Source organism: Psychrobacter glacincola (genome assembly GCF_904846215.1).
Classification (GTDB): Bacteria; Pseudomonadota; Gammaproteobacteria; order Pseudomonadales; family Moraxellaceae; genus Psychrobacter; species Psychrobacter glacincola.
On sequence record NZ_CAJGZK010000003.1, the window covers coordinates 167,583 to 191,859 of the forward strand.

17 protein-coding genes are annotated in these 24,277 nt (G+C 42.6%); 15 read left to right on the top strand and 2 right to left on the bottom strand.

Translation table 11 applies throughout. From position 1 onward, the window contains the following. Positions 1-37: 37 nt before the first annotated feature. The 5 genes from yidC (at position 38) to JMW90_RS03060 (ending at position 6,728) form a co-directional block, all read left to right on the top strand. Positions 38-1,732 carry a membrane protein insertase YidC gene (yidC, locus tag JMW90_RS03040; RefSeq protein ID WP_201561624.1) on the top strand — a complete coding sequence of 565 codons (1,695 nt, stop codon included), beginning with the start codon at positions 38-40 and terminating at the stop codon, positions 1,730-1,732. A 546-nt stretch (positions 1,733-2,278) separates the two neighbouring features. Continuing rightward, entirely contained in the window at positions 2,279-3,715 is a 1,437-nt protein-coding gene (gene mnmE / locus JMW90_RS03045) for a tRNA uridine-5-carboxymethylaminomethyl(34) synthesis GTPase MnmE (protein ID WP_201561678.1), read from the top strand. Between the two features lie 93 nt (positions 3,716-3,808). Continuing rightward, positions 3,809-4,267 (top strand): transcriptional regulator NrdR, encoded by a 459-nt coding sequence (nrdR, locus tag JMW90_RS03050; protein WP_201561625.1) that lies wholly within the window; start codon positions 3,809-3,811, stop codon positions 4,265-4,267. A 98-nt stretch (positions 4,268-4,365) separates the two neighbouring features. Further along, positions 4,366-5,421 (top strand): bifunctional diaminohydroxyphosphoribosylaminopyrimidine deaminase/5-amino-6-(5-phosphoribosylamino)uracil reductase RibD, encoded by a 1,056-nt coding sequence (gene ribD / locus JMW90_RS03055; protein ID WP_201561626.1) that lies wholly within the window; start codon positions 4,366-4,368, stop codon positions 5,419-5,421. A 620-nt stretch (positions 5,422-6,041) separates the two neighbouring features. Further along, on the top strand, positions 6,042-6,728 hold the full coding sequence (locus JMW90_RS03060; protein ID WP_201561627.1) for a riboflavin synthase: 687 nt from the start codon (positions 6,042-6,044) through the stop codon (positions 6,726-6,728). A gap of 43 nt (positions 6,729-6,771) precedes the next feature. Here the strand turns inward: JMW90_RS03060 and JMW90_RS03065 are convergent, their stop codons facing one another. Further along, complete coding sequence (locus JMW90_RS03065) at positions 6,772-9,708, bottom strand: response regulator (protein WP_201561628.1); 2,937 nt, start codon at positions 9,706-9,708, stop codon at positions 6,772-6,774. Positions 9,709-10,005: 297 nt separating this feature from the next. On the opposite strand from JMW90_RS03065, the gene fmt reads away from it, so the two are divergent. The 9 genes from fmt to JMW90_RS03110 all read left to right on the top strand — a co-directional run bounded on the left by fmt (position 10,006) and on the right by JMW90_RS03110 (position 21,549). Further along, the gene (fmt, locus tag JMW90_RS03070; RefSeq protein WP_201561629.1) at positions 10,006-11,130 is read left to right on the top strand and encodes a methionyl-tRNA formyltransferase; all 1,125 of its coding nucleotides are present in this window, start codon (positions 10,006-10,008) and stop codon (positions 11,128-11,130) included. 121 nt (positions 11,131-11,251) lie between these two features. Next, complete coding sequence (locus JMW90_RS03075) at positions 11,252-12,832, top strand: transcription antitermination factor NusB (RefSeq protein WP_201561630.1); 1,581 nt, start codon at positions 11,252-11,254, stop codon at positions 12,830-12,832. Between the two features lie 41 nt (positions 12,833-12,873). After that, positions 12,874-14,295: a threonine synthase gene (thrC, locus tag JMW90_RS03080; protein WP_201561631.1), complete on the top strand. Its 1,422-nt coding sequence runs from the start codon at positions 12,874-12,876 to the stop codon at positions 14,293-14,295. Between the two features lie 338 nt (positions 14,296-14,633). Then, complete coding sequence (locus tag JMW90_RS03085; RefSeq protein WP_201561632.1) at positions 14,634-15,731, top strand: LysM peptidoglycan-binding domain-containing protein; 1,098 nt, start codon at positions 14,634-14,636, stop codon at positions 15,729-15,731. Between the two features lie 54 nt (positions 15,732-15,785). Further along, entirely contained in the window at positions 15,786-17,021 is a 1,236-nt protein-coding gene (dprA, locus tag JMW90_RS03090) for a DNA-processing protein DprA (protein WP_201561633.1), read from the top strand. 112 nt (positions 17,022-17,133) lie between these two features. Further along, positions 17,134-17,778, top strand: a complete 645-nt coding sequence (locus JMW90_RS03095) for an L-threonylcarbamoyladenylate synthase (protein WP_201561634.1) — start codon at positions 17,134-17,136, stop codon at positions 17,776-17,778. A 136-nt stretch (positions 17,779-17,914) separates the two neighbouring features. Then, complete coding sequence (locus JMW90_RS03100) at positions 17,915-18,889, top strand: TIGR01777 family oxidoreductase (protein ID WP_201561635.1); 975 nt, start codon at positions 17,915-17,917, stop codon at positions 18,887-18,889. Positions 18,890-19,286: 397 nt separating this feature from the next. Beyond that, positions 19,287-20,309, top strand: a complete 1,023-nt coding sequence (locus JMW90_RS03105) for a metallophosphoesterase (protein WP_227691838.1) — start codon at positions 19,287-19,289, stop codon at positions 20,307-20,309. A 91-nt stretch (positions 20,310-20,400) separates the two neighbouring features. After that, a complete protein-coding gene (locus JMW90_RS03110) occupies positions 20,401-21,549 on the top strand; it encodes a metallophosphoesterase (RefSeq protein WP_201561637.1) in 1,149 nt (382 codons plus the stop codon). Between the two features lie 32 nt (positions 21,550-21,581). Here the strand turns inward: JMW90_RS03110 and JMW90_RS03115 are convergent, their stop codons facing one another. Next, on the bottom strand, positions 21,582-23,039 hold the full coding sequence (locus tag JMW90_RS03115) for an alpha/beta hydrolase (protein WP_201561638.1): 1,458 nt from the start codon (positions 23,037-23,039) through the stop codon (positions 21,582-21,584). Between the two features lie 594 nt (positions 23,040-23,633). Between JMW90_RS03115 and grpE the strand changes: the two genes are divergently transcribed. Beyond that, on the top strand, positions 23,634-24,233 hold the full coding sequence (gene grpE, locus JMW90_RS03120) for a nucleotide exchange factor GrpE (protein WP_201561639.1): 600 nt from the start codon (positions 23,634-23,636) through the stop codon (positions 24,231-24,233). Positions 24,234-24,277: the final 44 nt, after the last annotated feature.

The window sequence follows — 24,277 nt, forward strand, 5'->3', positions numbered from 1 at the left end:
TTTTTTATTCCCTAATTTTTTAATCTAGGAAAGGTTTATGCAAAAGATATTTCGGGTGATGATCATCATTGCGATGTTAATCACCGCTTATCTGCTGATTTTGGCATGGCGTGATGATTATGCAGATGCCCCAGCTGTAGACACGGTGCCAGAAACTGCAACTTCAGTAGGAGCTGATATTCCTTCTACTAGCGGTGCGGCAGGTGATATTCCAGTACAGACGCTACCTGTCGATAATGGTGCAGTTGATGGCACTGTGACCGCTACACCTGCTACTGATGCAGGACTAATCACAGTCACTACTGATCGCTATGACATCAAAATCAATCCAGAAGGCGGTGACATCGTTTATGCTGCGCTAAAGCAGTATGATGCGACCCTTGATAGCGATAAGCCTTTTGTATTGCTAGAAAACAACAGTAACCGTGTCTATGTTGCTCAGTCTGGTCTGATTGGTCAAAATGGTATCGATACCGCAGAAGGTCGTGCCAAGTACAGCCATACCGCTAACAATTACGTGATGGAAAAAGGTCAGCAAACGTTATCAGTGCCGCTCACTTATCAAAAAGATGGCGTGACAGTTACCAAGACCTTTACCTTTACTCACGATAAATACCCTATTGATATCAGCTATAAGATTCAAAATGCTTCTACAGCGGCGTGGCAAGGTCAGATGTTTGCCCAGCTAAAGCGTGATGATAGTAAAGATCCTGGGATGTCTGATAAAGGTGCGCTCAGTATGGCGACCTATTTGGGCGGCGCTTGGGGTACACCTGATGATCCGTATAATAAGCTGAAATTTGGTAATTTTAATGATGGTGAATTGACCACGACCAGTGATAAAGGTTGGGTTGGCATCGTACAACATTACTTTGTATCAGCATGGACGCCTGAAAATTTTACTGGTAAATTCTTTAGCCGTGAAACGGGCGATGATTATTTCATTGGTTTTAATAGTCAGCCTGTCAATGTTGCGCCAAATAAGCAAGTAACCTTAAATGCGACGCTATATGCAGGTCCAAAGGTACAATCTGAGCTTAAAGATGTGGCAGCAGGATTAAATCAGACGGTCGATTATGGTCTATTATGGCCGATTTCAAAGATACTATTTGCTATCTTAGATGGCATTCATAAGGTCATCGGCAACTGGGGCTGGTCAATTATTTTATTGACTATCTTAGTAAAATTGGCATTGATGTGGTTCTCAAACAAGAGCTACTACTCAATGGCAAAAATGCGTGCCATCGCACCACGTCTTGCTGCATTAAAAGAAGAGCATGGCGACGATCGCATGAAAATGTCGCAAGAAATGATGGCAATGTACAAAGAAGAGAAAGTCAATCCAATGGCGGGTTGTCTGCCAATCTTGATGCAAATGCCGATTTTCTTAGCGTTATATTGGGTGCTGGTTGAAAGTGTTGAGCTACGTCATGCACCGTGGATCCTATGGATTCAGGATTTATCAGCGATGGATCCGTGGTTTATCTTGCCATTATTGATGGGTGCATCGATGTTTGTACAGCAGCAGCTTAATCCGCAGCCAGCTGATCCAATGCAAGCAAAAGTCATGAAGTTCTTACCGATTATTTTCACCGCATTCATGCTGTTCTTCCCAGCAGGTCTGGTACTATACTGGACAGTGAATAATTTATTCAGTATGACGCATCAATATATTGTCAATAAAAAAGTAGAAGAAGAGCAAAAGCTTCGTACGGTTAAAGTACTCGATTAATCATTTAATGGCTTAAAATTTCAAAAAAACCATCGCTACGGCGGTGGTTTTTTTATGTGCTTAATATCATATCTGGCATGAATACTCATTTAAGATTACGCCATATATAGTCAATGAAAAGTAATATAGTGAGTTTATTACAAAAGTGTTATAGCGCTATTGGTATGAATTTTACGCAGCCTCTGGGAACGCAGCAAGCCAGTAAAATTTATACCAATAGCGCGTTTAAATTTCCATAACATTTTTATTTTCATCTGACTATATCAACACATTATGTACTGCTGGTATCAATTTTTTGCAGCCTCTGCTAGCGTAGCTACAGCAAGCAAGAAAAATTGATATCAGCGGCACGTGATGTATCGATATTACTTTTCTCTGACTATACTTATTTAAGATTACGCCATAGTTGCTTCAGACAAGCTAGATGATATCCCAAAGTAATTACAATGAGGATATAGCGCTCTTTAAAGATTGCTTTGTCAGTATGCGCTAAGGCGTCTATAATAGAGTTTTTAGTCATTGAGAGCGCTTGTGAATTCCCAAGAGATGGTGTTAGCTGACCCTACTTCATCAGAAAGTTCTAATTTTTCGAGCCTCCCTACTATTGCAGCGATTGCCACACCGCTTGGACGAGGTGGGGTCGGGGTTATTCGTCTGTCTGGTACACGTGCGTATAGCATTGCTTGCATGCTGACAGGTAAGTTGGAATTTAAACCCCGTATGGCGAGCTTCTGCCGATTTTATCAAGCAGATGGCACGGTTATTGATGAAGGGTTGGTGCTGTATTTTAAGGGTCCGCACTCGTTTACCGGCGAGGATGTGATTGAGCTGCAAGGTCATGGTGGTATGATTTTACAGAATCAGCTACTGGCGCGTGTGTTTGAGTTGGGCGCAAAACAAGCAGGCGCTGGAGAGTTCTCTTACCGTGCTTTTGATAATGATAAGTTGGATTTGGTGCAAGCTGAAGCCATTGCAGATGCGATTGATGCTACCAGTGCTGCCGCTGCTAGTAGTGCTATCCGCTCACTCAGCGGCGAATTTTCAAAAAAGATTAACCAGCTACTTGAGCAACTGATTCATCTTAGACTTCATGTTGAAGCTGCTATTGATTTTCCTGATGAAGAAGACGTTGATTTTTTATCAGATGGGGTCATACAAAGTAAACTTGAGCAGACACAAGAAAAAATACAGCAAGTACTAGCGACTGCAAAGCAAGGACAGTTATTACGTGACGGTATTCATGTGGTGTTGGCAGGCAGACCCAATGCCGGTAAATCAAGCTTACTCAATCGGCTAGCAGGTCAAGAACGTGCTATTGTCACTGATGTAGCCGGTACGACGCGAGATACTTTACAAGAAACCGTGGTGTTAAACGGCTTGACTTTGCATTTAACCGATACAGCAGGTTTGCGTGAAACGCAAGATACGGTAGAGCGTATCGGTATCGAGCGTGCACGTACGGCGATTACTCAGGCTGATATATTGCTGATGGTTTATGATGTCACCCGTGATCTTGAAGAACAGATTACCCCATTACAGCTCGCTGAACAGCTATTTGATGAGCTGCCGGAAGCCAAGCGCTTATTGATTATCGCTAATAAAAGCGACTTAATAAACGCTGACGATAGCCAGAAAGTTACTTCTAATGCTCATTTAGAAATGAGTAATCAAAGCTATGAGCAGGTCAATGTTTCATGTGAAACAGGTGCTGGTATTGACGATTTAATCGAAACCTTGTGCGCTAAAGTGGGCTTCCATCCACCAGAAAACAGCTTGATCGCTCGTACGCGTCATTTAGATGCGTTAAGAAGAACGGCTGAATATCTTGCAGAAGCTCATGAGCAGCTGACCGTTTTTAAAGCGGGGGAGTTAGTCGCTGAAAGTTTGCGTCAAGCTCAACATAGTCTGGGCGAGATTACGGGCGAGTTCAGCGCAGATGATTTGCTTGGCAAGATTTTTGGCAGTTTTTGTATTGGTAAGTAATCTTGCTTACGGTTATAAAATTTCATGATGTGGCTGTACAGATAGGATTGTCACTCGTTTAATAGTGATTTATATAAAGACAAGGAAAGCCGTATGCATTGCCCTTATTGTAATGCGTCAGAGACTAAGGTAATCGACTCACGTCTTGCTGCTGAAGGCGCGCAAGTACGTCGCCGCCGTTCATGTAATAGTTGCCAAGAACGCTTTACTACTTTTGAGGTGGTTGAAGTGGTCATGCCGCGTATCATTAAATCAAGCGGTAAGATTGAACCTTATGATAATGACAAGCTGCGTCGCTCGATTTTACTGCCATTACAAAAACGACCTATTACTATAGATGAACAAGAGGCAATGATTAGTCGAGTTGAAAAGCGCGTACGGCAAATGGGTGAGCGTGAGGTCAGCAGTAAAGTCTTAGGTGAAATCATCATGAGCGAGCTTAAGACACTGGATGATGTCGCTTATGTGCGCTTTGCTAGTGTTTATCGTGATTTTCAAGATATTGATGCCTTCCATCAAGAAATTGCTAATATCCGTCCTATTGATAAGTAATATAAAATCAAAGCTTTGGTGTTTTTTAGCTTCTCACTGCTATTTTATCAGTTCAGTCTCTCAACAATCGTGACCAATCATTGATTAAGTAAACCTTTATGTCAAATCCAGATCACTCTCAAGATGCAAAAGACCGTTACTTTATGATGCTGGCTATTGAACAGGCAAAGCTTGGTTTGTATAGCACAAGACCAAACCCTGCCGTAGGTTGTGTCATTGTTCAAGCAGAGGAGGTAATCGGTCAAGGGTTTCATGCCAAAGCCGGTCAACCGCATGCTGAAGTTTTCGCATTAAAAGACGCAGGTACAAAAGCATTAGGTGCTACTGCTTATGTGACGTTAGAGCCTTGTAGTCATATGGGGCGCACACCGCCTTGTGCGCAGGCTCTTGTAGAATCTGGCGTAAAACGGGTCGTTGTCGCTGGGCTAGATCCAAACCCACAGGTGGCGGGTCGCGGGGTGAGATTACTGGAGCAAGCAGGCATTGATGTGACAGTTGGTATACTTACCGCACAGGCAGAAGCCTTAAATAAAGGTTTTCTAAAAGCCATGCGTATGCAGATGCCTTATGTACGACTTAAGATTGCCACCAGTCTTGATGGTCGTACTGCGATGGCAAATGGGCAATCAAAGTGGATTACAGGTACTGCCGCTCGTGAAGACGTACAAAAGCTACGGGCACAAAGTGGTGCTATCATCACCGGCAGCGAAACGGTCATCATAGATAATCCACAATTAAATGTACGCTCACACCAACTGGGTATAGCGTTTGAGGAGGTTCCACGTCCTAAGGTTGTAATACTTGATAGGCGAGGTCGTTTAAAGCATGACCCAGAATCTGATTACCAGTTGTGCCGTCGTACCGATACCCTTTATTGGTGTGATGATGATTTAACGGAGTTATTAACGCTGTTAGTCAGTGAATATCAGTGTTATGACGTGTTAATAGAAGCGGGTGCCAGTGTGGCTGGTAGCTTCTTACAACAACAACTGGTAGATGAGCTGATTGTGTATCAAGCGCCATGTCTGTTGGGACAGCAAGCGCGTGCGATGGTTAATATCAATCCTTTATCATTAGCTCAGCAGTTACGCTTTAATATTGAATGTCATGAGCAGCTTGGTTCGGATTTAAAATTGACTTTATTGCCAGTATAACTGCTTGTTATCAATCACTACTGAGGTTGTTTTTTTTTGCTTGCTGGGCCTACGCAGATATAGGCTGCAAATAATTAACCTTAGTAGCGCTGTGCTCTTTAAAAAGTAGAACAACTATATCTTAGTTGGGGATAGATAAAAAATTTTATTTTACGTTTCACATGAAACTGTGTATAACTTTGTTTCACATGGAACGCTTAATCTAACCTAGCGTTCAAATTATAAAATAAGTTGTTATTAATCAATTACTTAAGCGGATTTTATTATTACTTTAAACCATGAGTATAAATCAAAGCTATTGTGGATAACTTATTAATAATCAAGGTTTTATATGCTTTTTTAAAGCGCTGCTCACTATTTATCCACAACTTATCCTATGTGTTATTAATAAAGCTCAGACCATTGCTTAGAAATACCGATACGTTCAAACGAGGAACACTGTCTATAATGACAATATAGTCAATCCTAAATAAAAGAAATACAAATATTATCAATCACTACTGAGGCTAATTTTTCTTACTTGCTGTGTCTACGAAGACAGAGGCTGCGAATAATTAACCCTAGTAGTGCTGTACTCCTTTAAAAGTGGATCAACTATACAATAATGAAAAGAGGTCGATATGTTTACTGGAATCATAGAGAGTGTTGGGAAAGTTAAATCGATGCAGCCTACGGGCGGTGATATTCGCCTCACTGTAGAGTCAGATGGGCTAGATTTTAGTGATGTAAAGCTGGGTGATTCAATTGCTTCTAATGGTATTTGCCTGACGGTTGTGGATTTTGGTAGTAATTATTACTCTGTCGACGTTTCACGTGAAACTATTGCCCGTACGGCGTTAGAGGATTTAAAACCGGGGTATATCGTAAATTTAGAAAAGGCGATGCTACCGACCACACGTTTTGGTGGGCATATTGTCGCAGGTCATGTCGATGGGATAGGGATAGTCAGGAAGCTACAAAAAGATGCGCGCTCAATTTATATCGAAATCGAGATACCAAAAGAGCTGGCGCATTATACAGCGACTAAAGGCTCTATTACCCTTGATGGTATTAGCCTCACGACCAACCTAGTACGCGATAATATTGTTTCTCTCAATATCATTCCGCATACAGCCCAAGTGACCAATATTGCACAGCATTGGTTAGTAGGAGACAAGGTCAATGTAGAAGTCGATATCGTGGCTCGCTACTTGGAGCGTTTATTGAATAAGTCGCAGGGAGATACGGCAAGTAATAGCCCGCAAAGTAATAGCCCGAAAAGTAATATCACCGAAGCTTTTTTAGCAGATAATGGCTTTATGAAATAGATATCATTTATTATTAAATACAAGAGGTGGCAAGCATTGTTGATTAGGTTTTAATAAATGATGCCAACACTTCTTGTAGTTTATCCTTATTGATAGGTTTGGCTAAAAACTCATCCATCCCTACCTCTAAGCACGCTGAGCGGTCTTCTTCGGTATTATTTGCTGTCAGAGCAACGATAGGAATATCATCGCCTTGCGCTCGGATAAATTGGGTGGCTTGTAATCCATCCATCACCGGCATCCGGCAATCCATTAGAATAAGATCAATCTCTTGTCGATTTGCTTGTAGTACATCTAATGCTTGCTGACCGTCTTCTGCCACCACACTACGATAACCAAGTTTGGCGAGCATTTTGCAGGCAATTTTTTGATTGGTAGGACTGTCTTCTACTACCAAAATCAGAGGCGAGATGGTTTCGGTTTCATGGACCATACTGTTCGCTGTTGCTATGTCGCTATCGTTATGTTTAACCTCTGCCTCTGGTATGAGCGTCTGTCTGGTAGGGAGCGTTAAGCGTAGGAGCTCAGATAGCAATAAGTTTGCATCTAGCGGTTTGGTCAAAAATCCATCACATTTATCCAATAGCATTGCGGCAATGCTGCGCTCAGATTTCATACTCAGTAATATCTTTGGTAACGACGCATTAGCCAATAAGTGATCTAATGCATACTGCCTATCAATATTACTAAGTACTTTATCTTGCAAATATTCTTCTTTTATTTGTTCCTCTATCATATTGGCATCGGTACTTTTGTCATCTTTTATTTCTGATTGATTGGATAAAGCAAGCGTAATGCTTTCGTAATAATCGTAATCGAGCAGTAATATCGGAGCAAGGGTTTGTTGATTTTGCATCAATTCGTCGCTGAGATGCTGTAGGGTCACGCTATCAGTAGACGTAAAAATAGTGAGTGTGATGGCTAAATGGTCACATAAGCGTTTTAGGTGCTCAGCGGTAAGGGGCTGATTGATGATGGCAATAAGATGCAAGCGCGTTAACTGCTGATTGAGATGGTAGATTGGCTGATAGTTTGGATTTTGACAAGGCAGATAAAGATCAAAGGTGCTCCCAACATCAGGTGTGCTATGCAACTCTATAAAACCGCCTAATAATTTAGCAAAACTATAAGCGGTCGTCAGTCCTACGTCTGCTTGAGTGATTTGCGTATGTATTTGACTGGTTTTTTGCGAGTAACTCGACTGGTCTGCTTGCGTGTTTTCTAGTTGAGCCATTTCTTTAAAATAAGTGTGCAACTTATCTCTTTGGGTTGTCTCTAAGCCAATGCCATTATCTTGGATGCTAAAGAGAACCCAGTCATGCGTATGGTTTGCTTCTTTGTTGGTATTATCAGCCACTAAGTCATTCGTTGCACCGCTGACTGAAGCATTAACCAAAATGGTGTTTTCGGCTGATAGTTGTTCAGCACTCAGCGCTTCGATCGTCAGCGCAACGTAGCCTGAGCTGGTATATCTAATGGCGTTATCCAGTAAGTTACGTAAGATTATTTGCAGACGTCTATGGTCGGTATCGATGAGGCGAGGGCAATCAGCAGCAAAAAAGTACAGCAGTTCAAGCCCATGCTGTCTTGCATCTTTTGTGACTAAATGACTGACTTGTTGCCCTGTTTTATAGATGTCGACAGTTTCAATACTCAAACGGGTTTTTCGAACCTCTATCTCGCCTATATCGAGCATCTCATTGAGCATAATGAGCATAGAATGACTGGTTTCAATCAACGTATTGACAATCTGATTCTCTTTGACAGTCAAAACGCTAGTATCAATCGGCTCCAAAGTATCAATCATCGCTTCTAGTGGTAGGCGTAAGTCATGACCCATAGTCGACTTGAGCGCGTTAAATTCATCAAGTTGTCGCTGTATTTCTATATTTTGTTGTTGTAACTGTGTGTTCTGGCTCACCAAATCATTGATGCTGTTTAGGAGTACGGTAAAACCGTGAACTTGACCGTGTTCACCGAACCACGGGGTCACATGCAGCTGATAGGCTTTTTTATTAGCCAATCCGTATACCGTAAGCGTACGCGTAACACGAAGATTTACCAGATGTTGTAATAGTAATTGGGTTGACTCATCTTCAGCAAAGACAAAATCTGTTAATTGATAGTTACTGTCATTTTGAAAGGCAGTCGAAAATACTTGCTCAAAACGTTGATTAAAAAAGCTAATTTGACCCTGTCTCATAATCATTAGCATTGGTAGCGGGGCGTGATCAACCAAACGCTCTAGGCGATGCTTTAGAGTGGTAATATGGCGATGATTGTTATGTAGCTGATAATGAATACGACTAAGTGCATGACCTAAATGCAAAAATTCAGCCGTGGATTTTTTGCTAACAAACGGCGGCGGTGTATAAGCCTCTTTTGCATGACTGCTCAAGTTGTCGGTATAAAGCAGTAACTGTTCCCAATTGGCACGGCGTTTTAAGGTATAAAGTAGTGCCAAAGTAAAAAACATAATGGCTGTCATTAAAGGTAGCCAATAGCGATAAGATACCCAATTAATATCGAGCGGCTTATGGCGCAACATGGTATAAAACTTATGACCGCTTTTAAGCTCAATGGTTCCCACCAGTTTGTCGGTGGATAACGTATAAGTGCTATGAGTATTCCTATTTGATAACAGCGAAGTCTCAATGCTTGGAAACATGATACCGTTAAATGCACGCTCATCAGCTTCGGTGTGATTGTAAATATAAGTTTGACCGGAGGGCATCATAAAAATCAGCTGATAACTGATCCCTGCCAAAAAAGGCTTTTCTACTATTTTTTTAACAGCAGGGTTTATAGGATTACTAAGCTCAGAAATCTGATATTGCAGGGTATGAAAAATCTCTACACTGTGCTGCTTGCTGTCATTCTTCATCTCGTGAAACATGATGAAGTAATATAATGACAACATGGCAAGTAATGTCAAAGTATAGAAAGCCAGTAAGCGCTGCAGAGACTGAAATTGTGGCATAAAGGCATGACCCTAAGTCGGCATGATAATACACAGTGAATTTAAGATGATTTCGTGAGATTTAATGGCTATCTTTTTTATTGTTAGCCTACGATAAAGCAATAAAAAATATCGAGAGCTAGCCATTATATGACAATGTAAAAAATGAGACTGAGTCTTAGTGCTATTATAAAGATAAATAGGCGCATTAATAGCGCTTGATTGTGGCTGTTACAATCATGGCACTGCACTACAATCATGGCACTGCGCTACAAACTCACCTATAATAGCTGCATTACTCATCAATACTGCCTAACTATGACGACACTTGCTTGTGCTCCTGATGTATCCCTTACTACTGATACCGCTAATACCATTGATGAACCGAAGCGTACTGCGCCATTGAGAGTGGTGTTTGCTGGTACGCCTGAGTTTGCAGCGATAAGCCTTGAGGTATTAATCAAGCAGCAACAAGCGTTGAATATCACTATTGTGGCGGTCTATAGTCAGCCTGATCGTAAAGCGGGACGCGGGCAAAAGCTTGCAGCATCGGCGGTCAAGCAAGTAGCATTGGCACATGATATTGCTGTTGAGCAGCCTGAAACCTTTAAAAAATCTAGTCATGAAGGCCTAGTAGCAAGGCAAACTTTGCAAGACTATCAGCCAGACGTGATGATTGTCGCCGCTTATGGTCTGATTCTTCCGATTGGTGTCTTGAATACGCCGACTTATGGTTGCCTAAATATTCACGCCTCATTATTACCACGTTGGCGCGGTGCAGCGCCGATTCACCGCGCATTGCTGGCGGGCGATAGTGAGACAGGCATTACCATTATGCAGATGGATAAAGGGCTTGATACCGGTGACATGCTCTATAAAGTCAGCGCGCCTATTGAGTCAGACGATACGGCTGCCAGCCTACATGATAAGATGGCTGCGCTTGGTGCGACTGCTATTACTACCGTGCTACAGGATTTACGACATTATCAAGCGCAGGCTATCGCTCAAGATGATAGCCAAGCGAACTATGCCGAAAAGCTGGTTAAAACGGAAGGCGAGATTAACTGGACACAGTCTGCTGCTGATATTGAACGCCAAATTCGCGGATTGACGCCATGGCCAGGTGCTTATACTTTTTTGGCAGGGCAGCGCGTTAAAATACTAGCCAGCTTGCCGGTGAATGCATCACAGCCAACCGATAAATCGGCAGGCACGATCATTAGCGTTGGGCGCAAGGCAATCTTAGTCGCTTGTGGCAAAGAAGCTGATACCAAACAAGCTGATATCAAACAAGCTAATAAAGCAGAAAACACTGAGCAATTAGCCAGTACTTTGGCTATTACACACTTGCAGTTTGCTGGCGGTAAGCCGATGTCAGCTGAGCAAGTTTGCCACGGTAATCAGCTAAACGATGGTGAGAAATTTACTGGTGAAACAACCTAATTTAACCGCATCTAATTTGATATTAATTTAATAATAAGTCGCTTATCTATAAATAATCTATTGATAAGCAACCTCACTTGCACAAGACGTCATCGATAATACGTCAAGGAAATAAAACTGAATGAGACAAACCAGCACTGCGCCAAGAAACAATAAGCTCAAACCGTCAAGCAACCTTATTATGAATGGTAGCGTCCGCGTCCGCGTCATTCGCACTTTACTGGCTATTCAAAACGGTAAGTCGCTCGCAAGTGTTCTTGACCCGTTATTGAACAGTATGCACGATGGCGATAGAGGGTTTGCTCACGCGTTGTTACTGACGACATTGCGCCAGTGGTATGCACTCTCACGTTTGCTCGATACGCTGGCGGATAATCCTATTGATGAGGTTGAAGTACGTACGACGATTCAAGTGGGTTTGGTGCAGCTGCTGTATTTAGAAGTGGCTGACCATGCGGCGATTCATGAAACAGTCGAAGCGGCAAAAGAAATCGAATTTGCGCATGCAACGGGTTTAATCAATGCTATCTTGCGTAAAGTCGCTAAGAACCCAAGTAAGTTCCGTAAAAAGTGTGATAAAAAGCACAGCTTACCGAATTGGCTTGCTTATCAGCTTAAGCAAGATTGGAGTGAGGAGTATGATGATCTGATGCAGGGTTTACGTCAACCTGCGCCGATGTTTTTGCGCGTGAATACAGCGGTTACTTCGATAGAGGATTATCAACAAGCATTAGTAGAATTTGAAGTTGAAGCAGATTTGGTTGAGCTTACGAGTGGTTTACAACTTGAGAACTCGTCGGATACAGCGACATCTAATAGTATATTAACCAAAGGTTTGAGATTACATCAAAGCACGGCAGTGAATGCCTTACCGCAATTCGCTGAAGGGGCTGCTAGTGTACAAGATATGCACGCGCAGCTTGCAGCGCCGCTGATCCATAGTGCTCTGCTCAATAAGCTGAGTATTAAAAACGATGATGCAGATGTCGATACGGATACGAATACCAATAACAATGAGATTCGTATTTTAGATGCTTGTGCAGCGCCGGGTGGTAAGCTTGCTCATTGGTTAGAATTAATTAGCTCAAATGAGTCTTCGTTGTTTCACGTGAAACAAGACAATGCTGAAACGTCGCCTGTGATTTCGAAAGTGAAGATTACTGCGATAGATAATGAAGCACCACGTATCGAGCGCATTCATACCAATTTACAGCGCTTAAATTTAAGTCAGCACGACTTGCAGCAAGCTGAAAAAAATATCGAGCTCAATATTGTTTGTGCGGACGCAACCACATGGCAAGGGGCTGGTAAGAAAAAGAGCAAGCTCGTATTTGACGCTATATTGCTAGATTCACCTTGTACGGCGACTGGCGTGATTCGTCGCCATCCTGATATTAGCTTATTGCGTACCGAAGAAGACGTCGAGCAAACGGCATTGTTACAAGCCGATATCTTGCATAACCTATGGCCACAGCTTAAAGTTGGCGGTTATCTGTTATATGTCACTTGCTCTATCCTAAAGCAAGAAAACGTCGAGCAGATGCAGGATTTCATGACTTACTATAATAATGTAGTAGCCGTTGAATTTAGCGACGATTGCAGTTGGGGTATCGAACAAGCGATCGGTCGCCAGTGCTTACCCATTGATAGCGAGAGCGGCGATGGCTTTTATTATGCCTTGCTGCAAAAAACTGCTGAATAAACTGTTTTAATCAATCATCTCATTGTAGACAGGACAATCTAATGAAATATATCAGTACCCGTGGTCAGACAGCGCCGATGGATTTTAGTGATGTGTTATTAATGGGTCTTGCGCCAGACGGTGGTTTGATGCTGCCTGAACATTATCCGAATATTGATAGTGCGACACTGACTGAATGGCGCGCGCTGAGCTACCCACAGCTTGCGATGGCGATTATGCAGCGCTTTGCGACCGATATTCCTGCCGCTGATTTGCAAGATATTATTGAGCGCACTTATACCGCTGAGGTATTTGGCTCTGATGAGATTGTTCCTGTCCGTAAACTTGAAGACAATTTATATATTTTAGGCTTGTCGAACGGTCCGACCTTGGCATTTAAAGACGTTGCCATGCAGTTTTTGGGCAATGCTTTTGAATACGTGCTTAAAAGAAAAGACGCTCGTATTACCATCATTGGTGCCACAAGTGGCGATACCGGTAGTGCGGCAGAATATGCCCTACGTGGTAAAGAAAATATCGAAGTCTTTATGCTATCACCACATGGCAAAATGAGCGAATTTCAGCGCGCACAGATGTATAGCCTGACTGATAAAAATATCCATAATATTGCCATCGACGGTATGTTTGATGATTGCCAAGATATTGTTAAAGCATTACAACAGGATGCAGAATTTAAAGCGGCTTATAACTTAGGTACCGTAAACTCGATTAACTGGGGTCGTATCCTAGCGCAGATTGTTTATTACTTTAAAGCTTACTTTGCCGTGACTACGAGCAACGATGAAAAAATCAGCTTTAGCGTGCCATCAGGTAACTTTGGTAATGTTTGCGCCGGTCATATTGCACGCGAAATGGGCTTACCAGTTGAGCGTTTAATCGTCGCGACCAATGAAAACGATGTGCTTAATGATTTCTTTAATCAAGGCGCCTATCAGCCGCGTCCGACTGCCAAAACTTATATCACCTCAAGCCCCTCAATGGATATCTCCAAAGCCTCTAACTTTGAGCGTTTTGTTTATCTACTCCTTGATAAAGACAGCGCACGCGTTCATGAGTTGTTTGACGGGGTGAAATCTGGTCAAGGTTTTGATTTGTCTGACTTGATGGAAGCGGTCAACAGCCGTTATGGTTTTGCTGCGGGTAAATCTGCTCATAGTGACCGACTGCAAACCATTAAGGCGCTTTATGAGCAGCATGGTGAGCTGGTCGATCCGCATACAGCTGATGGTATTAAGGTTGCCAAAGAATTGCAGCGTGAGGGCGAGGTGATTGTCTGTGCAGAGACAGCGTTACCTGTTAAATTTGCCGAGACTATTATTGAGGCCATTGGTCAAATAGATATCGCTCGTCCTGCTCACACCGAAGGCTTAGAAGCGTTACCACAAAATGTGGTGGTGCTTGATAATGATGCTGAATTGGTCGCTGAACAAATCCGTCAGCATGTCACGCCGAACCCTGTGTAATAGGATCATTTTCTGAACGAGTTTTAAAATAGACATCCAGTTTAAGGTTACGCCATTGTAATAAAGTGTTTATGATTGTGTTATGGTGGATATAATTGTAATATTAGAAATCGCGTCGGTAAGTCATCGTTTTACCAGACGTTTTTTTAGAAATCATACCTGTCACTCATATCAGTCACTAACACTGAATAGCTGCTCTATAAACGTTATGATAAGGTACTATGAGTCTTTATTTTCCTTAATTCTTTGTTGTTATTCTTGAAGAGAAGCAAAGTAAGCCAACTTAAATAGCCTTAATTATGGCGTTGCTACCAGCCTTACATATTGTGGATATAACCATGAAGATGAGCTTAAAAAATATAGCAAAAGCGCTATTGGTTACGACCTTTAGTGGTGCCATGCTGATGAGCACAGCCCACGCTAACAATCCGCCGCCGACCATCAAAGCGGATGCGCCCAATCGCTATATTGTCAAAAAAGGCGATACTTTATGGGATATCTCAGGGCGCTATTTGGACAGCCCATGGCGCTGGAAAGAGATTTGGGCGACCAATAAGCAGATCAAAAACCCCAACCTTATTTATCCTAATGATGTTTTGATTCTATGTGTCATTCAAGGTAAGACTTTGATCGGCGTTGATACGGGTGAGGGCTGTGCAGGGATTGAAAAGCAATTAACAGGCAATGTGGTCACTACGACGGTCGCTGTTACCTCTGCTGTCAATAGTATTGCACCCATTCCATGGTCTGCCATTCAGCATTGGCTTGATAAGACACTGATTGTCAATCCAGCAGACTTTAATACCACGCCTTATATTTTGGCCTCAAAAAAAGGCAACTTAATCACTGCTAGTGGTGACAAAGTTTATGCCAAAGGCGTACCACTGCTTGTAGGTCAACGTTATGGTGTCTACCGTGAAGGCGAGATGTATATCGAGCCAAGAACACAAAAAGTTATTGGCTTAGAAGTCACACAAGTGGCGACGGGGCTGGTTACTTCTACAGCAACCAATGGCGTGACGAGCTTACAGCTTATCGACAGTTACGGTAAAGAAGTGCGTGAAGGCGATCGAGTATTTGTTGAATTAGACAATGCAATCCCGCCAGTCTTTTATCCGACACCTGCAACCGTCAATCGCGGTGGTACGATCGTCCGCGTTATGGATTCTATCAGCTCAGCTGCTAAAGGTAGTGTGGTTGCTATCAATTTAGGTCGTGTACAAGGCGCTAAGCCGGGCGATGTGTTGACCGTTTATCAAAAGGGCGCAGTGATACGCGATATCAAGGACAATGATACACCAGTACGCTTGCCGAGCGAGCCAAGCGGTATGGTGATGGTATTCAATAGTTTTGATAATATCAGCTATGCTTATGTGCTTGAGTCTGAGCTGCCATTGAGTGTTGGTGATCAGCTGTTACCACCTCCTTATTTGTAATCTTGCATCAGGTTTTAGTGAGCAGATTTTAAATAAGCCTATACGAGTCGTACGATGATGACAGTAGCTACTTTTACTTTATCAGACGAGCAGCGCGCCATACTGGCGCTGTGGTTTGAGCTAAACGCGTCATTATCGTCTTATCATAAACTTATCCATACCTATGGCAGTGCGCAGCTGGCATGGCAAGCTGGCGTAGAGTCGTGGCGTCAGTTAGGTATTCATCATACTCATTTGGTACGCCACGGACAGCCAGAGCAAACGCGCGCTAGTATCGACAATATTCAACAGGCATTAATAGCAGAAAAGTACGGTCTATTATTTGCCGACCAGCCTGATTATCCTGCTCAATTATTAGAAATCTACGATCCACCGCCGTTATTATTTTACCGTGGTAATCGTGAATTATTGCGTTGGGCGCAAATCGCTATCGTTGGCAGTCGCAAGCCGACCCCACACGCGCAAAAAGCCACCTTTGATATGGCGCAGTATCTTGCACAAGCAGGATACGTCATTACCAGTGGACTTGCCATTGGCGTGGATAAGCGCGCCCATCTTGGTGCGTTGGCACAGACCGATGTAGCGTGCCAAGGTCGCACAGTAGGCGTCATGGGTACAGGTATTGATGTTAATTATCCCAATCACCACGATCATCTGTTTGGCCAAATCATTAAGCAAGGTGGCTGTATCATCAGTGAGCTGCTACCGCATACGCTACCACACAAGCATACTTTTCCACGCCGCAATCGATTGGTTGCAGGGTTGAGCCTTGCGACCATCGTGACTGAGGCAACCATCAAAAGTGGCTCGCTAATTACTGCGCGCTTAACTTCTGAGCAAGGTAAGCAAGTCTTTGCGATTCCAAGTCATATAGACAATAGCAATGCTGAAGGTTGCCATCATTTAATACGTGAGGGCGCGACCTTGGTTTACCATCCTCAGCAAGTATTGGATGATATCAGTGTGCAATTGCCAAGCCAGTCTCAGCAGCATCAGCTTGATAATAGCTCAAAAGCACAAAGCCTTGATAAGTCAGTATTTAGCTCGCCCGCTACTAGTAAAACAACAAAACCTCAGCAAACAAAGCCTCAGAAAACAAAGCCAGCACCTAGCATGACCATACCTGAGCATCTAACCACACTGTTTGAAAAGTTAGATTGGCATGGTCAAGATTTGGATGCACTCATCCTTGCGACTGATCTTACGCCCGCGCAATTGATTGGACAATTAATGGAGCTTGAGCTATTGGGTACAGTTACTGTCCAAGGTGGGCGCTATTTACGTATTTAAAAGTACTTATAGTTTTAAAAGTGCTCATGTTTCTACATTTCTTGTAAAATAAATTCACGATATCTATTCACAGTAACTCTTTTAACTATCTTTATCTTAAAGTCCTTATCTTATGTCCTTATCTGCGCCTCTCATTACTGACTCCACTATTGAAGCCGCTACTTGGCTTAAAAAAGGCCAATTACTTGCTTACCCAACCGAAAGCGTGTGGGGCATCGGCTGTGACCCATTCAATAAGCAGGCTGTGATGCAGCTACTGGATATCAAACAGCGCCCGATAGAGAAGGGGGTGATTGTGGTCACTGATAGCACAAGTCGCATTACGGCTCTGCTAGAAGGTTTAAGTGTTACCCAACATCAAAGGGTGCTTGATAGTTGGCAAACTGATTCGAAAGACACTACTGCCAAACAGGCGCATACCTGGTTATTGCCTGTCTCAAAAAAGCTGTCTATCGCTATACCAGCGTGGATTACGGGTGCTCATAATAGTGTTGCCGTGCGTGTGATTGACCATCCATTAGTCAAGCAACTATGCGCGCAGATGGCGTCAGCGAGCAATCCTTATGGGTTTGTCGTCTCGACAAGCTGCAATCCGTCAGGTCAATCTCCTGCGCTGTCACTCAGCGAAGCACAAGGTTATTTCTTAGGTCACCATGCAAACTTAAATGAGTGCGTTGGGTATCTTAAAGGGGAAACGCTGGGTTATCATTTACCAAGCCAAATAGGCGATGCATTAACAGGAAAAATCATTCGATAGTTTGACAGTCAAAATTTTGTATAACTATCTCTGCTTCTCGTTACTAAGTCCTGACTTCTACACTTGTCACCTTGTTTTTATAGTGTGCTTTTTGTCACACTGATTGTCATATAATCAATAATAAGGATAATAAGCAATGAATATTCTAATCAGCGGTGGTTCAGGGTTCTTAGGGAGCACGTTTAGTAAAGAGATAATGGCACGTTATCGGCTACAGAAAAAACCTGTGCATATTACTTGGCTGACCCGTGATAGTCATCAAGCACATCCTAGTGATATCACGATGATGACTTATGATGAGCTTGCAAATTCAGATACATACTTTGATGTGATTTTGAATCTAGCTGGGGCTGGGATTGCTGATGCGCGCTGGAGTGACGCTCGCAAAGAGCAATTGCTTAATAGTCGCCTTAAACCTACACAAGCACTATTGGCATTTATTGCCCGTGGCAACACGAAGCCTAAACTACTCATTAGTGGTTCAGCGATTGGTTGGTATGGTAATCAAGGTGATAAATCTTTGACCGAAGGCAGTGGTTTTCAGGAAGATTTTGCTCATAAGTTATGTGATAAATGGGAGAAGTTGGCGCTACAAGCGACTGATTTTGGCGTACCTGTGGCGATTGTGCGTACGGGTGTGGTGATCCATCCTAAGGGCGGTATGCTGAGTAAGCTGTTGACCCCTTTTAGAATGGGCGTCGGTGGGCAATTAGGTAATGGCAAGCAAATCATGAGTTGGATCAGCCGTGATGATTGGGTCGCCGCGGTGATATTTATTATAGAGCAGCAGCTTAACGATAGCGCTTATCAGGTTAATGAAGATACGCGGACTGCTCGCCATACACCAAGCAATAAAGTCGCGAAAGTTTATAATCTCACCGCGCCAAACCCTGTGACCAATCATACTTTTACCAAAGCATTGGGCGCTTGGCTACATCGTCCAACCTTTTTTACCTTACCAGCTTTTTTCCTTAAGCTAATATTTGGTGAAATGTCGACGCTACTTATTGATGGTCAAAAGGTATTGCCGCAAGCCTTGCTTGATGCTGGCTTTGAGTTTAAACATCAAACGCTTAAACAAGCCTTGGAGCAGCAAACAGCCGAAAAATAAATATTATCAAATCAGGCTTTATAAAAAAACTGTTTGTAGTCACTTTTTAAATTAAGGCAGCGGATTGTTTCATGTGAAACAATCCGCTTTTTCGATTTATATAAAAGCATAAGTACATATAGTTAAAATATCTCAAAAACGCTCCAGTACTGCTGGTATGAATTTTTTGCAGCCTCTGTCTGCCTAGGCACAGCAAGCAAGGAAAATTAATATCAGCAGTACTTGATGTATCGATATTACTTTTCTCTGACTATAAATGTCGTCAGGTTTCAATAAACAAAGACTCTGTCTTTAATAGGTAAGAATATTGACGTAATATACGTGCGTCTTTGGCTGGTTAAATTTTATTATGTTGTTTTTTATAATAGGTACGCAACTACTCTCGGTTATAAGTAGCATGATATTCTGGTGGTTAATCAACCCAAAACAGCGCTTTAGTCGTATCAGCTTAATCCTCAGTATTTTTGTGATTAATAATATTTTTCTTATTTACGGGCTGAGTGAGTTCTGGCGCGAGCGTTTTCATGTCTATCTGGTTATCAGTATTTTGCAAGGCTTTATGCTTTATGCTGGCTTGGTCACCGCTATCATTGCCATTATTTATACTCGGTTTTTTAAACGGAAACTCAATAACGTAGCCATTCGTGGGTTTGCATTCGCTGTTTACATAGGGATTATAAGCTTGGCAGTATTTAATGCCTATGCTCCAGTCGTCCATCATTTGGCAGTAAAAACGAACAAAAACTTAGCTAAACCGATGAAAATCGCCTTAGTTTCTGATACCCATTTGGGCAGATGGTTTGGTAATCGGCAAATAGATAAAATGGTTGCGCTAATAGATGAGCAAAGTCCTGATGTGGTGCTTATCGCCGGTGATGTGATGAACGACTCTACGGATGCCTATGATAAAACCAATATGCATCAGCATTTATCAAAATTGAAAGCGCCGCTTGGCGTCTATGCAACTTTGGGTAATCATGATTACTCTGGTAATGAAGTTGCGATTGCCAAAGCGATTGAGCGCGCCGGCATACAAGTGATTGATAATAAAAGTATCTGGCTAAATGATGCGGTATTATTGGTTGGGCGTTCAGATGCGACAGACCCTAAGCGTCCTGCAGCAGCAGATTTGATGAGTGACATTCAAACTGATAAACCTGTGCTGTTTTTGGAGCACAGCCCTGACGCTTTAGAGGAAATAAAAGGTTTACCTGTTGATTTACATTTATCAGGGCATACCCATGGCGGACAAATATTCCCTTTGACCGTGTTATTAAAATGGTTTACACCTTTGATTTATGGCTTTAAAGAGGTAAATGGCAGCCAGTTTTTGGTCACGTCAGGGTATGGTATCGGGGCGGTGCCATTTAGGCTTGGGACACGTTCTGAGATTTGGCTGATTACTTTGCAATCGACCTAATAAGTTTTAATGCATTGTTATTAAGTAGATTAACTCAAAATAGAAAAGATAGCAGTTAACTAGTGCCCAAATCTTGCTCAAGGATATCCTCATGCGTTACGCCTTTATTCTCACCATTATTGCACTGCTAGAGCTTTTTAGTATGGGCGCCGCACTTAGCTTGCAGTGGTGGCTGCAGCCTTGGATAGGTTCGACGACTACATCGGTTGCGGTATGGATAGGGGTGTTTTTAATCACCCATGTTTTATTGTTGCTGAGCATCACCAAGCTACTTGCTAATAGCTATCGCTGGATGAGCGGTTGGATGTTGGTGATGCACTTCATCATGCTGACCGCGGTAGCGACCGGTGTAATATATGGAGGGTTTTGGCTTTTAATACCCCTGCTTGATAGCACGATTGATCACTCAGAGATGATTGCTATTGGCTTACGTACTTTTGCGCTGCTGTTTTTTATAGCGCTGTTTGTATATTCTCTATATAGCGCTTATATTCCCGTGGTGCGTGAGCTTTCTATTACGATTCATAAGCCTTTAAAAAACCCACTGCGGATTGCGGTCGCCAGTGATTTACATTTAGGTCGACTATTTGGTAATAAGGCTATTGAGCGGCTGCGTATCATGCTGAGCAAGCACCAAGCCGATATCTTATTGATGCCGGGCGATATCATGGATGACAATACACAGGCATTTAACACTTATAATATGAAAGACAGCTTGGCAAAACTTGTCGCCAGCTTGCCATACGGTGTCTATGCAACGTTGGGCAATCATGATTTATATGGTCATGAGCAGCCCATCAGCGACTCTTTACGCGCGGCGGGCGTGCAGTTATTAAATGATGAAGTAACGCACTTAAACCATCAAGGAGAAGTGGTCTGGCTGATGGGACGCTTCGATAATCACAAGCATCAGCGCGTCGCAACAAGTGAGCTGCTAGCACAAGTGACTAGCGCTGAGCCCGTGATTCTTTTAGATCACAGACCCAGCGCTATCCTCGAACACAGTCAGCTGCCAATAGATTTACAAGTATCAGGACATACCCATAATGGTCAAATATTTCCCGTAAATTTTATCGTCAACGCGATTAACCGTTTGGGTTATGGTTATGAAGCCATCGGCGAAGGACATTTTGTGGTGTCCTCAGGCTATGGGTTTTGGGGGATACCGTTTCGACTAGGATCCCGTTCTGAGATTTGGATAATCAATCTTATAGGTACTAATATAGGTACTCAAATCTGATATCAATAAGCATTGAAACAGTAAAGATGCAATTATGCGCTCAATAGTGCCCGTGTTTTTATGATTTCACGCACAAAGCTAGCAAAGCCTGTGATGATATGCTGAGTTTCTTGCTCCAGTCTTTGATGAACACTCATAAAGTGAATAAAGCCATGCGGTGCGCCAAGGACTGTATGAGTCTGTACCGCTACGCCATAACTCTTTAGTTGATTGGCATAAGCAAACGCTTCGTCACGCAAGACATCCAGTTCTGCAGCGACGATATAACTGGGACAAACGTGTCGATTGTCTCCAAGCATCGGTGATGTCAGAATATGCTGGCGCGGTAACGGACTGTTATCTAAACAAGCGGCATCAAAAACGGCAACGTCGGCATGGTCGAGTAATAAGCCTTCACCATATAACGCCCAGCTTGGATAATCGGTCTCGACATCGGTCACAGGATATAAAGGCATTTGTGCCATAGGATGTGGCAAGCATTGCAATAAATCATAGGTCTGTTGACCGATATCACCTAGATCTAACCAAGCGTTTTCATTTGGGCTAATAATTTGTTGAGCCATCAACGTAGATAATCCACCACCTGCACTATCACCTGCCAATACGATACGTGATGGCAAAGCACCAAATTCTTCACAGTGTTCGGCCAACCATGCATAAGCCGCGATACAGTCTCTTACAGCAGTAGGGGCAGGGTGTTCAGGTGCTAAGCGATAATCAACACTGACGACAGGCCAGCCCGTCTGTTCACAAAGAGTATGACAAAATTCATGATGGGTATCGAGGTCACCAATACAAAACCCCCCACCATGAAAGAACAGTAACACGGTCTCATCAGGATTGTTATTTTGCTCTTTTTTAAAGCCAAAACCGTTATCAGATGTCTCATTTTGATAACAGCGAATGGTCATATCACCGTCGTCGGCATTGGCAATCGTTTTGTCTTGCCAACTGATAGCACCATCCCCGTTCTTATGAAACTGCTTCAAATTGCTAAAAAAACTATCAGAATTCTGCTGCCATACTTTTGGAGATTGCAAGGCGACCGCATCTGTTGCAAAGCGTTTACGCAGCTCAGTCATCTCTATCAGCTGTAAAGGTATTTTTAGCTTGCTATTAACTGCAAGTATCAAGCGCAGATGAGCATCGACTTGCAAATATTGCTTTGCAGTAGGACCATCTAAGTACTTTATCAAGCTCTCTAGGACAGGCGTAGGTAAGCAGCCAAAGCTCTTTATGGCATAGTGCAGTAGATGCGGCTGATAGTTGGTCATCAGATGGTGATCGAGTATCTTTTCTTTGATCGATAAGCATTTGTCGTCGCGACTATCTTGCGAAGTAAAATCGTCAATATCAATATCAATCATTTCATCTGATGTATTAATATCAGTGCTTTTATGGCCCTTATCTTGTCCAAATGACATAAGGTTTAGGGTCTTCACCGCTTTATTTAGTAAGGTGTTGACTGATAATACTGTTGAATGAGACATAACACCTCTTAGAAATCATGGTGAGTATTTATTAGTTGTCAATACTCACTGTTAGTATGTTGCTGATATTTGGCAAATGCGTGTTGACTATTATTTAACCAATTGTAGTTATAGTAATCATAAAATAATTAGCAATTAAGTTGAGTATGCTTTGGTAATAGTTTGGGTACAAAGCGTAAATGATTGGGAATAAATGACGACTTTTTGTACCTTTTGTTGGCGTAACTGCATATTTACAGTCAATAAAGACCAACAGTATGTATACAGACTAGATGAATATCGGGCTTTTTATCCTTTATTTAGCTAGGGTTTCTCATTGGTGAGAAAAATTCTTTATATTAGGCTTGAAATTTGCCTTCATAACCTTTATCAAGCAGCTATTGAGCGGTGATTACATATAGTTATATAAAAAACCAGTAATAAAGGTGAAGTAGGCAGTATAAGCCTATGAATCGTGAGTAAATGCATTAGTAATAAACACACAGTGGCGAGCGATGCGCCAATTTTTTGTGTGCTATATTCCATCATCATTATGACGCTATTAAACTATTAAACTATGACACGATTAAACTATGACGCTATCAAGGAGCTATCATGAGCGAGCAAAATAACAACCATGAATCGATTGAGAAAAATGTTTCACATGACAATGTTTCACACGATGAGAGTATCTTAGAAGAAACCTTAAAAGAGTTTGACCCACAAAATAACGCTGGCGAAGAAAGTGTCATCGAAAATGACATTGATATTGATACTTTTAAAGCCCGTATCGCCGAGCTAGAAGGCGAAGTTAAACAAGCCAAAGAAAATACCGCCCGCGCCAATGCCGAAACCTATAACGCGCAAAAGCGCATAGAGCAAGAGGCGGATAAGAGCAAACGTTTTGCACTACAGAAATTTGCCAAAGAGTTGTTAGCAGTGGTCGATAACTTGGAGCGTGCGATTGAGAACGCCAATGCAGACGATCCTGTTACTGAAGGCGTGAGACTGACACATAAAGCATTAATAGATGTGCTGAACAAAAACGGCGTCGAAGTGGTTGAGCCACAAGGCGAGAAATTCAACGCTGATTTTCATGAAGCGGTCGGTATCGACGCTGATGCCCCAGCTGATACGGTGGGTACAGTCTTACAAAAAGGCTACAGCTTAAATGGACGTTTATTACGTCCGGCGATGGTACGTGTCGGTCAGTAGTAGGACAGCCGTTAAAGCGATAGTATGTTAAGCATATAACGTCG

Excerpts from the sequence above, each read along its gene's own strand:
- yidC (WP_201561624.1), top strand. The coding sequence starts at position 38 with ATGCAAAAGATATTTCGGGTGATGATCATCATTGCGATGTTAATCACC.
- mnmE (WP_201561678.1), top strand. The coding sequence starts at position 2,279 with ATGGTGTTAGCTGACCCTACTTCATCAGAAAGTTCTAATTTTTCGAGC.
- nrdR (WP_201561625.1), top strand. The coding sequence starts at position 3,809 with ATGCATTGCCCTTATTGTAATGCGTCAGAGACTAAGGTAATCGACTCA.
- ribD (WP_201561626.1), top strand. The coding sequence starts at position 4,366 with ATGTCAAATCCAGATCACTCTCAAGATGCAAAAGACCGTTACTTTATG.
- JMW90_RS03060 (WP_201561627.1), top strand. The coding sequence starts at position 6,042 with ATGTTTACTGGAATCATAGAGAGTGTTGGGAAAGTTAAATCGATGCAG.
- JMW90_RS03065 (WP_201561628.1), bottom strand. The coding sequence starts at position 9,708 with ATGCCACAATTTCAGTCTCTGCAGCGCTTACTGGCTTTCTATACTTTG.
- fmt (WP_201561629.1), top strand. The coding sequence starts at position 10,006 with ATGACGACACTTGCTTGTGCTCCTGATGTATCCCTTACTACTGATACC.
- JMW90_RS03075 (WP_201561630.1), top strand. The coding sequence starts at position 11,252 with ATGAGACAAACCAGCACTGCGCCAAGAAACAATAAGCTCAAACCGTCA.
- thrC (WP_201561631.1), top strand. The coding sequence starts at position 12,874 with ATGAAATATATCAGTACCCGTGGTCAGACAGCGCCGATGGATTTTAGT.
- JMW90_RS03085 (WP_201561632.1), top strand. The coding sequence starts at position 14,634 with ATGAAGATGAGCTTAAAAAATATAGCAAAAGCGCTATTGGTTACGACC.
- dprA (WP_201561633.1), top strand. The coding sequence starts at position 15,786 with ATGATGACAGTAGCTACTTTTACTTTATCAGACGAGCAGCGCGCCATA.
- JMW90_RS03095 (WP_201561634.1), top strand. The coding sequence starts at position 17,134 with ATGTCCTTATCTGCGCCTCTCATTACTGACTCCACTATTGAAGCCGCT.
- JMW90_RS03100 (WP_201561635.1), top strand. The coding sequence starts at position 17,915 with ATGAATATTCTAATCAGCGGTGGTTCAGGGTTCTTAGGGAGCACGTTT.
- JMW90_RS03105 (WP_227691838.1), top strand. The coding sequence starts at position 19,287 with ATGATATTCTGGTGGTTAATCAACCCAAAACAGCGCTTTAGTCGTATC.
- JMW90_RS03110 (WP_201561637.1), top strand. The coding sequence starts at position 20,401 with ATGCGTTACGCCTTTATTCTCACCATTATTGCACTGCTAGAGCTTTTT.
- JMW90_RS03115 (WP_201561638.1), bottom strand. The coding sequence starts at position 23,039 with ATGTCTCATTCAACAGTATTATCAGTCAACACCTTACTAAATAAAGCG.
- grpE (WP_201561639.1), top strand. The coding sequence starts at position 23,634 with ATGAGCGAGCAAAATAACAACCATGAATCGATTGAGAAAAATGTTTCA.